At 60.9% G+C, this 14485-nt stretch carries 15 protein-coding genes; all 15 read right to left on the reverse strand.

Annotation, left to right across the window (positions count from 1 at the left end; all coding sequences use genetic code 11):
• Positions 1–25: 25 nt before the first annotated feature.
• The gene (locus tag RI101_07730) at positions 26–1930 is read right to left on the reverse strand and encodes a methyl-accepting chemotaxis protein (GenBank protein ID MEC4889937.1); all 1905 of its coding nucleotides are present in this window, start codon (positions 1928–1930) and stop codon (positions 26–28) included.
• Positions 1931–2017: 87 nt separating this feature from the next.
• Positions 2018–2521, reverse strand: a complete 504-nt coding sequence (locus RI101_07735) for a chemotaxis protein CheW (protein MEC4889938.1) — start codon at positions 2519–2521, stop codon at positions 2018–2020.
• A gap of 45 nt (positions 2522–2566) precedes the next feature.
• On the reverse strand, positions 2567–2929 hold the full coding sequence (locus tag RI101_07740; GenBank protein MEC4889939.1) for a response regulator: 363 nt from the start codon (positions 2927–2929) through the stop codon (positions 2567–2569).
• Positions 2930–2967: 38 nt separating this feature from the next.
• Entirely contained in the window at positions 2968–3702 is a 735-nt protein-coding gene (locus RI101_07745; GenBank protein ID MEC4889940.1) for a DUF3365 domain-containing protein, read from the reverse strand.
• Positions 3703–4133: 431 nt separating this feature from the next.
• Positions 4134–5684, reverse strand: coding sequence for a cobyric acid synthase (locus RI101_07750; GenBank protein ID MEC4889941.1), 1551 nt, complete (start codon positions 5682–5684; stop codon positions 4134–4136).
• A complete protein-coding gene (locus tag RI101_07755) occupies positions 5663–6397 on the reverse strand; it encodes an adenosylcobinamide amidohydrolase (GenBank protein MEC4889942.1) in 735 nt (244 codons plus the stop codon). The genes RI101_07750 and RI101_07755 overlap by 22 nt, the downstream gene beginning before the upstream one ends.
• Positions 6394–7506 (reverse strand): threonine-phosphate decarboxylase CobD, encoded by a 1113-nt coding sequence (cobD, locus tag RI101_07760; protein ID MEC4889943.1) that lies wholly within the window; start codon positions 7504–7506, stop codon positions 6394–6396. The genes RI101_07755 and cobD overlap by 4 nt, the downstream gene beginning before the upstream one ends.
• Positions 7494–8450: an adenosylcobinamide-phosphate synthase CbiB gene (cbiB, locus tag RI101_07765; protein MEC4889944.1), complete on the reverse strand. Its 957-nt coding sequence runs from the start codon at positions 8448–8450 to the stop codon at positions 7494–7496. The genes cobD and cbiB overlap by 13 nt, the downstream gene beginning before the upstream one ends.
• On the reverse strand, positions 8447–9211 hold the full coding sequence (locus tag RI101_07770) for an adenosylcobinamide-GDP ribazoletransferase (protein ID MEC4889945.1): 765 nt from the start codon (positions 9209–9211) through the stop codon (positions 8447–8449). Before RI101_07770 ends, cbiB begins: the two co-directional genes overlap by 4 nt.
• 3 nt (positions 9212–9214) lie before the next feature.
• The gene (cobT, locus tag RI101_07775; protein ID MEC4889946.1) at positions 9215–10267 is read right to left on the reverse strand and encodes a nicotinate-nucleotide--dimethylbenzimidazole phosphoribosyltransferase; all 1053 of its coding nucleotides are present in this window, start codon (positions 10265–10267) and stop codon (positions 9215–9217) included.
• Between the two features lie 15 nt (positions 10268–10282).
• Positions 10283–10843, reverse strand: a complete 561-nt coding sequence (cobU, locus tag RI101_07780; GenBank protein ID MEC4889947.1) for a bifunctional adenosylcobinamide kinase/adenosylcobinamide-phosphate guanylyltransferase — start codon at positions 10841–10843, stop codon at positions 10283–10285.
• Positions 10821–11417, reverse strand: a complete 597-nt coding sequence (locus tag RI101_07785) for a cob(I)yrinic acid a,c-diamide adenosyltransferase (protein MEC4889948.1) — start codon at positions 11415–11417, stop codon at positions 10821–10823. Before RI101_07785 ends, cobU begins: the two co-directional genes overlap by 23 nt.
• Positions 11417–12100 (reverse strand): 5,6-dimethylbenzimidazole synthase, encoded by a 684-nt coding sequence (bluB, locus tag RI101_07790; protein MEC4889949.1) that lies wholly within the window; start codon positions 12098–12100, stop codon positions 11417–11419. The genes RI101_07785 and bluB overlap by 1 nt, the downstream gene beginning before the upstream one ends.
• A gap of 385 nt (positions 12101–12485) precedes the next feature.
• Positions 12486–13085, reverse strand: a complete 600-nt coding sequence (gene cobO / locus RI101_07795; protein ID MEC4889950.1) for a cob(I)yrinic acid a,c-diamide adenosyltransferase — start codon at positions 13083–13085, stop codon at positions 12486–12488.
• Positions 13082–14482: a cobyrinate a,c-diamide synthase gene (locus RI101_07800; protein MEC4889951.1), complete on the reverse strand. Its 1401-nt coding sequence runs from the start codon at positions 14480–14482 to the stop codon at positions 13082–13084. Before RI101_07800 ends, cobO begins: the two co-directional genes overlap by 4 nt.
• Between the last annotated feature and the right edge of the window lie 3 nt (positions 14483–14485).

The following is a 14485-nucleotide window of genomic DNA, read 5'->3' on the forward strand; positions in this document are numbered from 1 at the left end:
CGTGGCAGTTCTCCGGGTCGCCGGCTTAAGCCAGTTTGAATTGCGATACGGAGGCCGTCAGACTTTCGGCCAGCTTGGCCATGTCCTCAACGGTCAGACGCGCCGAGTCCGTGGCTTTTTGCGTGGCCACGGCGCCGCCGGTAAAGTCCTTGATCGATCGGCCCACTTTATCCGTAGACGCCGTCTGTTCGGCGGCTGACGACGCAATGCTCTGGGCCAATTCTGCGGACCGTTGCGCAATCGTGGAAATTTCTTTGAACACGTCACCCGTGCGCAACGCCGAAGCGGATCCCGCTTCCACGGCCTGCGTTTCATGTTCCATAGCCACCACGGCATCCTGCGTTTCACCCTGAATGACCTTCACCAGATCGGCGATTTCGCGCGTCGCTTGCGTCGAACTTTCGGCTAGTTTTCTGACCTGGTCGGCGACGACGGCGAATCGGGCTCCGGCCTCTCCGGCACCCGCGGCTTCGATGGCGGCGTTGAGCGCCAGGAGGTTGGTCTGATTCGCGATATCGCGGATCGTGGACACGATTTGTGAAATCTCCAAAGACCGGTCGCCGAGCGCCTTCACCTGTTTCGACATGCGTTGCACCGCCGCCCGGATGCTCTGCATATCCTGCACAGTCTCTTGCACCGCGACACGTCCACGTTCCGTCGCTTGCAGCACTTGCCGCGCCGATTCGGACGAGGCGCCGGCCGTTTCCGACACCTGCCGCATCGAAGCCGCCAATTGTTCGACCGCGCCCATGGCCTTGACCGACTCGTCGGCCTGATGCTTGGCCGTCCCGGCCATCTGTCCGGCGTTATCACGCAACGTCCCCGCTGACTTGTTGACGCGTTCCGCGGCCTCTCGCACCTGGCGCATCAACTGCGCGAACCGCTGAATCATGAGGTTGAAACCGTCGGCCAAATTTCCGAACATGTCGGCCGTCACTTCGCCGCGCTTCGTCAAATCTCCCTTACCGACGTCGGACACCAAGACAAGAAACTGCATCAGGCGCTTCTGCATGATGTCTCGCTCTTCCTCCGTGGACACCAGGGCCGTAATACGATCCAACATCGAGTTGAACGCTTTGGCCATGTGCCCCACCTCGTCGTCGCTTTCGAGCTTCGCGCGGGCCTGCAGATTGCCCGCCGCGGCTTGCTCCGCCACGTCGGCCACATGCACGATGTTCCGCGCGATATAACGGGCCAGGAAGTAGCCGATCGCGCCTCCCAAGACGAGCGCCAACAGCCCTCCGAGCAGCACGACGTTCGTGCGATAGGTGGCCTCGGCCTGCCCGTTGTCGTTCAGATCCTTCGCGACATCTCGAATGGTCGTCATCAGCTCTCGTACGCGCAATGTCGCCGTACTGTACTTGTTCGCGACTTCGACGTTGAGCGCCAAGTTACCCAACTCACGCATGCTCTGCTTCTGATCTTCGGACAATGCGGAGGAAAAACTGTCGGCGAAGGCGCTCACCGCGCCGTCGGTTGAGGCAAAGTATTCAGTCAAAGCCGTACGCAGCGCGGCAACATCTTTAGCCTCATTGCGCCCCGAAGACGACTCATGCGCCTCATTCGCCTGATAAGCTGACAGAGGGCTTAACGTTTCCTTCTTCAAGTCGGCCAGCGGCGCGATGGCGTCCTCGAAATCGCTCTTGCGTGTTTGCCGGCCTGCGTTCAGCAACGCGTCGTGGTAGAGGCCCAAGTTGGTACTGCTCACTCCGGTATTCGACAGCGCCAGCGTTGATCCGTCGTAAATGTTCTGCAACTCACCCTTCAGCCGATTGAGGCCGATCAGACCGACCAGGCCGACCGCGATCATGATCGCGCCGACGGCCGAAAATCCGATAATGAGCTTGGGGAGCGTCTTGAGGTTTTGGAACCATGTCTGCACCGACCATCCTGTTTTCTCTGACTTCTCCACCTTCCCGTTCCTCGCCATACCATCCTCCTCTCACCCCTCAAGGTGATCCTTCCCGACCATAGCATTGTACTCGTTCGCGCCTGCTCGTCCGCGCCTCAGGCCCGCCTATACCGCCGTACCCTCCACGCAGGCCAACAGTTTGGACACATCCATCACACTGCTCATGCGTTCCTCGACTTTTACCAGGCCTGAAACAAACGGCCTGGTTTCTGCCAGCCCGCGCGACGCGGCACTCACAAGATCGTCCGAATGTATCGTCCGAATCTCCGGTACAGTATCGATCAAGATCCCTACCTGCTGGGATCCATGCCGTACGACAACCGCATATTTCTGATCTCCTGACGACGGGACGCCCAGCGACGGACGCAAATCCGCCAAGGGCATTACCGTTCCGCGAAGGTTCGCCACGCCGACCAGCATCGCCGGCATGCCAGGCACAGGCGTCACGGATTCAAGTTCGAAGACTTCTCGGACTTGGCGAAGATCGACGGCAAAGAGTTCCCCTCCGAGGCTCATGAGGCAGATACGAGAAGAGGCCGAGGCCTTGGCTCGTCCGGTCCGGTCTGGAGCTATGGATGGCAACTGTACGAGTTCGAGAGCTGGTTCCATATCGCTTCCTTCATGAACGCCCGATGCACACACTCACTCCAAGAGCTAACCTAACGCCCGCTTCACGGCGGCCAACAGATCCTCCGCCTTGAAGGGCTTCACAACGTGACCGTTGGCCCCTTGCTGCTGTCCCCAAAACTTGTCGCTCTCCTGGCCTTTTGAGGTGCAGAGCACCACGGGAATCCCCTTGAACCGATCGTCATTTTTCAAGTCACGGCAGGCCTGAAATCCGTTGCGGCCTGGCATGACCACGTCCATCACAATAAGATCGGGCTTCTCTGCCACGATTTTATCTTCCAATTTGTCGGTGTTCGGAAACGACACGACCGTATGGTTGGCCGCCTTCAGATAGCCTTCAATCATCTGCAACTCGGCATACGAATCGTCAACGACAACAATCTTGCTCATAATTCCCTTCCTCCGCCTCCATCGTTAATAAACACACCCTATTTCATCGGGATGACCACGCTGATAGCTCCAGCAAGATCTCCCTCTTTCCAACCTTCCTTTTTCGTTCCCGTAATATCGCGTTCACCCTTGGGCCCGCCGTGGCAGGTCAAGCAGGTGGCGCCGGCGTACTCAGGATCCATCACCCGCATTACCGGCTTTCCGCCCACCATCGTGGCCTTCGCATACTGCTGGCCCTTAGGATGCCGCGCATCGGCGAACATGCGCAGCACTTCCGATTCGAAATCATCCGGCTTATTGCCCGGGTACCGATAGTCAATCCCGGTCAGCTTCAAGCGAATGCCGGTCTTCTTGTAGAATTTTTCTCCCGCCTTCCGTCCGAACACGGCGGGAATAAATCCCTTGAAGGTCACGCCTTGCTTATTGATCACCGGCTGCCCTTCGAGCACCACTTCGCGCTCCGCTTCCAACAGCGCCAAGAGGACTCCGCTTTGGGGCACGCCACTCGGCCGGCTCAAATCCACGCGCGTTTTGGCTTTGAATTTCTCGATCACTTGCTGCGCGAGAAACTCGTCGGTAAATCCCTTGTTGCCCTTGCTGGAATCATTGATCAACGCCTGATGTTCCGAAACGACCGCTCGTCCGGCCTTCAGTAAATCAATCAGCAATTCCGCCGTTTCGGCTTCATCGCCTGCGCGGACAGACGACGGCATTCCCATCACCGTGACACAGAGCCCCGCCCCAAGAATGAGTGCCGCTATCTTCACATTCATAATGCCCCTCCTTCGAGACCTCACCACCATTGTTCATGAGCAAGTGTAGCTGCTTATGCGCCATTGGCAAGAAAACGATGGGTTTTCCACAACCCTGTCCTTGCTCCGTTTTGCCGCCAATTTGCGCACGGCCGGATCTCAGGCGCACACATGGAACACCTCTACAATGGCAACTATTGTGCCGCCATTGTACCGAGACGATCCCCATTGAGCGTCTCTGCACCGAATGCTAGCAAATGCTGCGAAAATGACCCACATTGCTATTCATATCGGCAGGAACAGCCAAATGCTGAAGATCCGTATTTTCCGTGCACTGTTGCGCGCCAGGTGACAATTCTTGGCACTATTGTGGATGGCACCAGTAGATGAGTGCGAATGGTGTAAGGAGAAAGGATCGAACGGCCGGCGGAATAGAATGGCGATAATACCGGCTAGGACAACGATTGGATCTGCAGCACGTCGATCCGTGGAAGATGGGTGCGCAAATGATCGGCCCACCGATCAAGCTCATGATCGAACCGTCGTGACACCCGTTCAGAAACCTGAGGATCGATCGGCAGCCATCCCTTCCGCAACCGAACCTGGTTCAGCCAGGCCCGCCGAAAACCTGGCCGATCGAACACCCCATGGATATAGGTACCCCAGACGAGACCGTGGTGGCCCACAGCCCCATCCAGATCATCCGGCCCTGTTCGACCGTTTGCGTCTTGCGTTCCTGCGAGGCGCACCTGGAAACAGGGGCGATCCGTTCCGCGATGCGTCTCGCCCATGTGAATGTAGTACCCCGTGACGGCACCGGCTGGGCCGCCATCGACATGCAGCGCGTGCGCCTCGACCAATTGGGTGACTTTCGTCGGCTGCATCCTCGTCGTCACATCCAGCCAGCCAAGGCCCTCCACCACACCACCGGACTCCACTCCTTCGGGATCGGCAATGCTGCGCCCCAGCATTTGATAGCCCCCGCAAAGACCAAGCAACTCACGCCCTTGTTCCACATGCTCCCGGAAGGCTTCCGGGAACCCGGCCTCCCGAAGATAGCGCAAATCACCGATCGTATTTTTGGTCCCTGGAATCACGATAATATCGGCTCCGCCCAGATCACGTGGCTCGGCGACATAACGAAGGGTCACGTCATCTTCGGCGGCCAGCCGGCGAACATCGGTAAAATTGCTCATGCGCGGCAGCAGGACCACGGCAATGTTGATCCGATCCGGGGCAAATGGAGCCTGACGGGCGCGGTCGATCTCAAGGCTATCCTCTTGATCCAGGACAAGATCACGTAACATCGGCACCACCCCGAGAACAGGAAGGCCGGTTCGTTGCTCGATGAACCGCACCCCATCCTCAAACAAGGTGGCATCGCCTCGAAATTTATTGATAATAATGCCGATCACCCGCGCCCGCTCGGAAGGGGCCAGCAGATCCAGCGTGCCGATGACCTGCGCGAAGACCCCGCCGCGATCAATGTCGGCCACCAGCACGACACGCGCATCGGCCATGTCCACCGCGGACCAATTGGCCAAATCGCGGTCGCGCAAATTCATTTCGGCGGCACTCCCCGCCCCCTCGATGACGATCAGGTCATACTGATCCGCCAGCCGCTCATAGCTCTCCCGCACCCGTTCAGCGAGTTCAGCACGCCGCTCAAAATAGGTTCTGGCTTCCGCCTTGCCCCACACCTTGCCCTGCACCACGATCTGCGCGCTGCGATCCGACTCCGGCTTCATCAGGATCGGATTCATGTCCGCATCGGGGTCAAGCCCGCAGGCCTGTGCTTGCAGCGCCTGCGCCCGTCCGATCTCTTTTCCGTCCGGCGTGACATATGAATTGTTCGACATGTTCTGCGCCTTAAATGGCGCGACTCGGACTCTGGCCCGAAGAAAAAGACGGCACAACCCGGCCGTGATCAAACTCTTGCCGACATCCGATCCCGTTCCCAACACGGCCAATGCGCGCGCCTTCATCTGTGCCGCTCCCGCCACTGTTTCTCCTTGGCTAAACCACGGGCCACACATCGGGCCACGACACGGCCGATCAGTGCCCCGATGACCGTATGGGTGCCGCTGTAGGCCAGCCACGGCCCCTTCCCCCGCAACCGGCAGGCCACCACCACGGCATCGGTCCCGGTCCCGGTCGCGCCAGACTCCCCCGTCCAACTCGGCACAGCGTGATCTCGCAACACCCCGGTTTTGCTCTCCGTCGCAACTTGCACCGCGCCGACCATCGCCGCACTCGACAGGCTGGCATTCGTCACCAGGATAAGATTGATTGTTCCCGGTCCCGCAGCCCGGTTGCGACGGGCGCTCGTTTCAGGCCATGCCCCCGCCCGTACGGCATTCGCCACCCCGATGGTGGCGAAACACTCGACCCAAACCGCCCCCGACATGCCCCGTGCGGTTACTACCTGCTTCATCGGGACGGCGGTCATCAGCCCGACTGTTCCCTGCTTCGCTCCCAGCGTGACGGCCAACCGCCGGAGATACCGGGCAGGATCCCCCCAGCGCGCTACGGGATGAGGCCTGTTCGTAACCGGATTCGACTGGACTTGGTGATTTAGGATATGCGCCGCCGTGGTGAACCCGCCTCCTTGCGGAGCGGACGAGAGCACACGCCGTCGTCCTCCAAGGTCAATAATCAGGGTCTGTTCCACAACTCGATACCGGGTCTGAACGCGAGACGAGCCTTCGTTCGTCATGATCGGCGCTCCCTCAGACATCGTGAAAGCGCCAAAAGCAGCCGGTCGTTGTCTCGCCGCTGCCGCACGGCAATCCTGATCGAGCGCGCGTTCGCGCCGGGCACTCTGGAGCAGTCCCGGATCAGCAATCCGTCCCGTCGCAGGCGTTCCGTCATCTGCCTCGCCTGCCAGCCACGGGGCAATTCCATGAAAATGTAATTGGCATGCGCTGGAAATACCCTGCACCCCGGCAACTCCGCAAGCAGCCCGGCCAATCGCGTGCGCTCTGTGATCACGTACTGGAGACTCTTCCGGGCATGCGCCGTATCCTGCAGCGCAGCCAAGGCGGCCACCTGCCCCATCGCATTCACTGACCAGGGCGGCAATGCGCCCCGCAGCGTCCGCGCCACGGAAGCCCTCGCGACCGCGTACCCGACCCGCAATCCAGGCAAACCATAGAATTTCGTCAGGCTCCGCAACACCACGACGCGCGACAACGACGCAGCCAGGGACAAGATCGATCGTTCCGGACAGTAGTCGGCAAATGTTTCATCGACGATCAACCAGACACCCCGCCGCTGCGCCATGCGCGCCAGCTCCAGTACAGCCTCGGCACCACAGGCCTGCCCCGTTGGACTGTTGGGATTGCAGAACATCACCCCGTCGATCGCCCGAGGCCCGTTCTTCTGCCGGTGCAGCAAGCCGCACAGGCGCTCGACCGGCAAGGCATACTGTTCGTTGCGATCAGCACAGACCTGCGACACGTGCCCGCCATGGCGCACCATGGACGCGGCATACTCGGAGAACGTGGGCTGCACCACCAACAGATGATCGATCTTGAGCGCGTGCGGCAGGGCATAGATCAATTCCATCGAGCCGTTTCCCACCACGATCTGTGCTGATTCACACTGCCATTGCGTGGCCAGCGCCTGGCGCAGTGCCCAACAGTCAGGATCGGGATAGTGGGACAACACATGACGAGCGCCGGTGATCGCCCGCCAGACCCGTGGCGACGGACCCAGCGGATTGATGCTGGCGCTGAAATCGAGCACCTCCGTCACATCGCACTGCAACTCGCGCGACGCGGCATAGACATCGCCGCCATGCGAGCGGGCCTTCAGACGAGCCATCGCATCCCTCCGGCCATGGCCAAGCCCAACACACAGGCCATGACCATCATCCGCATCGCAAGAGAGATATCCTCGACAACCAGCGCCCTAGCGGCCTCGCCAATGAATGGCCGCTCATGAGGCACGCCGTCATAGTAATTGAGCCCTCCCAGCTGCACACCGAGAACACCGGCCAACGCCGCTTCCGGCCTTCCGCTATTCGGACTGGGATGGTTGCCGCCATCCCGCCAGAATATGCGCCACCCGTTTCTCATCGGATCAATTTGTCCTGTGACCAGGCCAGACGCAAAGACCAGCAGCACAGCCGTCAGCCTGGCCGGAACCCAATTCGCAATGTCGTCAAGCCTGGCGGAGGCCCACCCGAAATCGAGATGCCACTCATCCCGATGGCCGACCATCGAATCCAGCGTATTCACCGCTTTATACGCCAGCGCCAGCGGCGCGCCACCGATGGCCAGGTAGAAGAGCGGCGCGATCACCCCATCGGCGGTGCTCTCCGCCACCGTTTCCACCGCCGCGCGCACCACGCCGGATTCGGACAGCGGCTCGGTGTCACGCCCGACGATCATCGCCACGGCCTGTCGGGCAGCGGGAAGATTGCCCTGCTGCAACGCGTCACGCACCGCCCGCACATGGTCCCATAAATCCCGTCCCGCGAGTGTGGTGGAGGCCAGGACAATAGACACGGCCGTCCCACACCACAGGGATAGATCCGAGGCGGCGTCAATTGCCGCATACCCGACCGCATAGACAGCTCCGGGTAAACCAACGGCCAGCCCGATCCCGGCCAGACGAAGACCAGCCGGACTCTGGCACATCCCTCTGACATGCGCATCGCACCAGGCAATGACAGCCCCCATTCCGCGAACGGGATGCGGCAGCCATCGGGGATCACCGACAAGCGTATCAAGGCAGGCTGCCAGCAGGAGTTCGCGTCCCGTCATAGGAACCACAGCAGCAACGGCACGAGGAGCAGAAAGACGATTTCGATAAGTTCATTCGTGGCACCCAGCGTGTCTCCCGTAATGCCGCCGAACCAATGGCGGCAACCGGCCCATACGGCGGCGACCAGCGCCGCCGCGCACAGCAGAACGACGAATGCGCTCTGTACGCCAAACGCCAAGCCCAGCCCGACGGAAAGCACCGCCGTCGAAATCAGCACTTGGAGGGACGACAGGTGCGTAAGAAATGGGGCAGCCAAGCCTCCCTCCGCCCGTGCGTAGGGTGAGGCCCAGGCCAGGGTCACCATCGCCCACCGTCCAACCGCCGGCATACAGAGCAGGGCGGGCAGCCTGAGCGCCTGTGGCAAGGCCATCAGCCCGGCATAGCGCAACAGCAAGGAGAGATACAGTCCCGTGGCACCGACCGCGCCGATGCGCGGATCGCGCATGATCGGCAGCCGCTCCGCCGGCGTCCGGCCGCCGGCCAATCCATCCAGCGTGTCCGCCAACCCATCCTGATGCAACCCGCGCGTCACCAGCACCAGCAGCATGATCAACAGTGCATTCACTACGGTGGGGGCAAAGAGATGTGTCAGTGCCATGTCAACAAGGGCGAGTCCGCCGCCGATGACCATCCCGACGAGAGGATACCAGGCCATCGACGCCGCCAATTCCGAGGCAGTCGGTTCATGATGCGCCCGGCTCAACGGAATGGCTGTCAAAAAATGCCACGCAAAGACGAATGGACGGACAACCGCTCCCATATCCTAGGCTTTCTCCGCCACCCCGGCTTCATCAAATGTCGCCATCTCATTGTAGATCTTGATCGCGGCGCACACGAGACTCATGCCCAGACAAGCGCCCGTTCCCTCTCCAAGACGCAGATCCAGGTCCAGGAGCGGCTTGGCCCCCACATGATCCAAGATGGCTTGATGCCCGCGCTCAACCGAGCGATGCGAGGCGATGAGATACTCCCGGCACCGCGGCTGGAGACCGACCGCGATCAATGCCGCAGCTCCGGCAATAAACCCATCCAAGACCACCGGCACTCGAGCCGCAGCCGCGCCGAGAATCAAACCGGCCAGCCCCCCGATTTCCAGCCCGCCCACTTTGGCCAAGACGTCGAGCGCGTCGGTTCGATCGGGACGGTGCAGATCCAGCGCGTGCTGGATCACGGTCACCTTCCGCGCATGTCCCGCCTCGTCGATGCCGGCTCCTCGCCCGGTCACCTCCGCCACAGGCCGCCCGGTCATCACCGCCGTAATCGCGGCGCTCGGCGTCGTATTCCCGATCCCCATATCACCGGTGCCGATGAGACCGACCCCTTCCCTAGCGGCCTGCGTGGCGAGTTCCACGCCGACCAAGACAGACTGCTCCGCTTGCGCACGAGTCATGGCCGGTTCGGCCAGCAAGTTGCGCGTCCCCCTCATCACTTTCTTCGCGATCAGTCCCGGCACCGACCCAAAATCATGATCGACGCCGATATCCACCACGCGGACATCCACACCGGCATGCCGAGCCAGCACATTCACCCCCGCCCCGCCGCGCAAAAAATTCAACACCATCTGCGGGGTCACTTCACGAGGATAGGCGCTGACGCCCTCTTTGGTCACCCCATGATCCGCCGCAAACGTGAACACGGCGCCGCGCGGGACTGATGGTTTTAGCTCGCCCGTGATCATCACATAGCGCGCCGCCATTTCCTCAAGCCGCCCCAGACTTCCCAACGGCTTGGTTAACCGATCCAGCCGCGCTTGCGCCTTCACCAGCAAATTCGGGTCAAGCGGCTGAATGCGACCGCACACTTCCTGTAATGACATGGCCGGCTCCTTAGTTCACTTCATGCGCAGCGGGATCCCGCTGACGACCAGATACACTTCGTCCGCTGCGGCCGCAATCTGCTGATTCACCCGCCCGGCCACATCACGAAACGCACGCGCCGATGGCTCCGCCGGCACCAGCCCCAGGCCTAACTCGTTACTGACAATCACCACTCTAGCCGAGGTCTTTCGGATCGCCTTGAGGAGTGCCGTGACACGCTTCGTGATGGCTGGCTCCGATACTCCCGAGCCGGTCAGATTGCTGAGCCACAGGGTCACGCAATCCAGGAGGATCGTCCGGTAGCGAGCACCCTCCTGCGAAAACCAGGACGCCAGTTCACGCGGCACTTCCGCCGTTTCCCAATCGGACGATCGCGTGGCTTGATGCCGGGCAATGCGCGCAGCCATCTCATCATCAAGCCCTTGCCCCGTCGCCACAAACGCTTTCGGCGTTTGCTCTCCAGCGAGGGTGAGAGCCACGTCGCTTTTCCCTGAGGCCGCCCCGCCCAGGACGAAGATGATCTGCGCGGGCACCTTCGCCAGCGTTGCTCGTTTACTTGGTTTTGCCTGCGCCATCCCGCTCCCAGAGAAATTCCGGTTCGCCCTGTGTTTTCGCCACCCACCGAGCCAACACGAACAAGGCATCGCTCAGCCGATTCACAAATTTGATGATGGTTGAGTCAACCGGCTCGACCTTCCCCAGCGCGACACAGAGCCGCTCCGCACGGCGGCACACGGTCCTGGCTTGATGGAGAAAGCCGGACACCTTTCCGCCTCCTGGCAGGATAAACTCCTTGAGCGGCGCCAGATCTTTCTGGCACCGATCGATCAGCTTTTCCAATCTCGTGACATCCGCCGCCGTTACCTGCGGCATATTCTTGAACGTCTGCCCCGGCGCCGTCGCCAGCAGGCTGCCGACGTCGAACAGTTTGTTCTGCACCCAGCGCAATTCCTCTTCCAGAATCGCCGCCGCCGAATACTCATCGAGCACCTCGGCATTCATCACCCGCACCACCCCGACCGACGCATTGAGCTCATCGATCGTCCCATAGGCTTCGACCCGCAGGCTGTCTTTCCAGACCTGCTGCCCGCCGGCCAATCTGGTTTTTCCCGCGTCACCCGTTCTGGTATAGACCTTGGTAATGCGCATCACTGCCTCCCCTCGTGTCCGGCTGCGACATTGCCCCACGATTCATAGTGAATGAGGGATTCCACCGGAAGCCGTTCCCGCCATCCGGCTGTTTCCAAATCCGGTTTGGCGGCAAAATCCGATACGTACCCGAGACAGAGATAGGCCAGCACTTTGACCGGCTTGGGCACGCCGAGCACCCGCTTCAACGCGCCGTGATCCAGAATGCTGACCCATCCGACGCCGATCCCCTCGGCGCGCGCGGCCAGCCAGAGATTTTGAATGGCGCAGCAGGTGCTATACAAATCCGTATTGCGCACGGTCGAACGGCCCAGCACGTGAGGGCCTCCCCGCTGCCGGCTGCAGGTCACCCCGATATTGATCGGCGCTTCTTCGATTCCCTCCAGCTTCAAACTTCTGTAGAGCGCGGCACGCTCCCCCTCATAACAGGCCGCTGCCTTCTCATTAGCCTGCCGGAATAACTCTTTCACCGCGCCCTTGGTCGTGCGATCGCGCACCACCACAAAATCCCAGGGCTGCATGAATCCTACCGACCCGGCATGGTGGGCTGCGGTCAACACACGCGTCAAGACCTGGTCTGGAATCGGCGCCGGCAGAAAATTCCGGCGGACATCGCGCCGTTCGAAGATTGCCCGATACACAGCCTCCCGCTCCACGTCTGAAAATTGCCTATCGTCAGACATTGCCGGCCTTGCTCCTATCTTGTTCGCTCGTGATGCGGCACGGATTGCGGACCCAACTCACCGGTTGCGATCTTCTCCAAACAACCGGGACAGAGACAATCCTTATACCGCTCGGCAATCCAGTCCATGTGGGACTCCGTGATCCCGATCTTCCCGCACCAGCATTGATACCCTCCGCACGAAAACGATTGGCCACAGTGCTCACACGTCTTGGTTACAGGACCTCGCATCGTACTCCCCACCTCACGCTTCAGAACTCCTCAGGGTGTTCAAAAAGGCCGTCCAGCGAGGCCGCAGCAAGCGAAGAGGCGAGGCGTACTCCGTTTGTATGTTGAGCCTCTGAGCGACGCGAGAACAAAGCTGGCGGGCTTTTTCAACACCCTGATCAAAATTCCACCCCCGGCTGCGCCTTAATCCCTTTGCGAAAGGGATGTTTGACCTGCTTCATCTCCGTCACCAGATCGGCCTCCTCGATCAAGGCTTCCTTGGCGCCGCGACCGGTCATCACCACATGCTGCATGGGAGGGCGAGTGCGCAGAACCGGAAGCACCTCGCCGAGTGACACATAGTCATGATGCAGCGCGATATTGAACTCATCGAGGATCACCATCGCATAGGAGGGATCGCGAAGAAACTCGCATACCTTCGCCCAGGCCTGTTGGGCATGCTGCGTGTCACGTTCACGATTCTGCGTTTCCCAGGTATACCCCTCGCCCATCCGCAGAAATGTTACCCGATCCCCGAACGACTTCAGCATCCGCTCTTCCGCCGTATCGATGGCGCCCTTGATAAACTGCACCACCGCCACCTTCTGGCCGTGCCCGATACAGCGCAGCGCCATCCCCAGCGCGGCCGTCGTCTTGCCCTTGCCGGCCCCGGTGTAGACGATCAAGAGCCCCTTCTCCTCTTGTGCCGCCTCGATGCGGCGGTCCACCGACGCCTTCAGCCGTTCCATCCTCGCTTTATGCTCATCCTGCTCCGTCATCGCACTCCTTCCTGTTGCACCGATGCCCGGACCTTCATTCGACGAGCAGAGGCCACCAACGAAGCCGCAACCTGGGGCTGGCTGGAAAAATGAAGGTGCGTATAGAGCGCCACCACATTGTCGAGAGCCAGCCCATCCGGCCCCCTCGACTCCCCCCGCGCATCGGTGAGCCCACAGGCATAGGTCAATGGCCCTTTCGGAACCAGTGTGGAATAGTGAAATTCATGGCCGCGCGCCGTCACACCGGCCGCACCGAGAATGCATGGCTGTGCCAGTTCCACCGTCCGGTATCCCAGCGTCATCCCCGCCTTCCGCATGACGGCTTCGGCCGGAAACAGCCCGACCATCTCATGGGAGACGCCAGCAAAGTCACGAATCGCCTGCGTCAGATACATCATGCCGCCGCATTCCGCATAGATCGTCCCTCCCTGCCCGGCAAATGCGCTGATGGCCGTTCGCATGGCGGTATTCCCAGCCAGCGCCGGTCCGTGTAGTTCCGGATAGCCGCCGCCCAAATACAGCATCGCCACATCATCCGGTAGAGACTGATCCCTGATTGGAGAAAACGGAACCAGCTCCGCGCCCTCCGCTTCCAGCAGTTCAAGATTTTCGGGATAGTAAAAACAAAAGGCCTGATCCTGCGCGATACCGATGCGAACCGAACGCGGCCGGGTCTCCGTCACATACGGAGATGGCCCCCTCAAGGCTCCGCACGAGCCGGCCAGGGATTCGACTTGATCCAGGTCAATCGTGTCAGCCGCGGCCTTCGCCAGCCGGTCATACAGCGCTCCGGTCCCCTGCTCCATGGCCATGACCAGTCCAAGATGGCGGTCGCCGATCGTCACGGCGGCATCAGGACGCAGATACCCGACCACCGCCACATCCGTCTCGTGTTCCACGGCTTCCTTGAGGAGCTTGTAGTGGCCCTCGCTGCCGACCCGATTAAACAGCACTCCCGCTATCCGCAAGGCCGGATCGAACCGCGCATAGCCCGACACCATTGCCGCAGCGGACCGCGCCATGGCGCTGCCGTCGATGACGAGCAGCACCGGCGCATCCAACTGCTTCGCCAATTCCGCTGTGCTGCCGATCTCATTCACCGGGGAACTGCTATCGAACAATCCCATCATCCCTTCGATGATCGAGATGTCCGCATCCGCCGCGGCCCGCGCAACAATCGCTCGATTGAGGTCCGCCCCCAGCATCCAGCCGTCCACATTGCGCGACGCACGTCCGGCCGCCGCCGTGTGATGGCCCGGATCGATGAAGTCCGGTCCTGCCTTGAACGGCTGCACCCGGCGGCCCCGCTGTCGCAGGGCTGCCAGGATCGCCAACGTCACCGTCGTCTTCCCGACATTGCTCGCGGTGCCGGCAATGACCAGCCTCGGACTAGTCATACC

It is taken from the genome of Nitrospira sp. (genome assembly GCA_035968315.1).
Classification (GTDB): Bacteria; Nitrospirota; Nitrospiria; order Nitrospirales; family Nitrospiraceae; genus Nitrospira_D.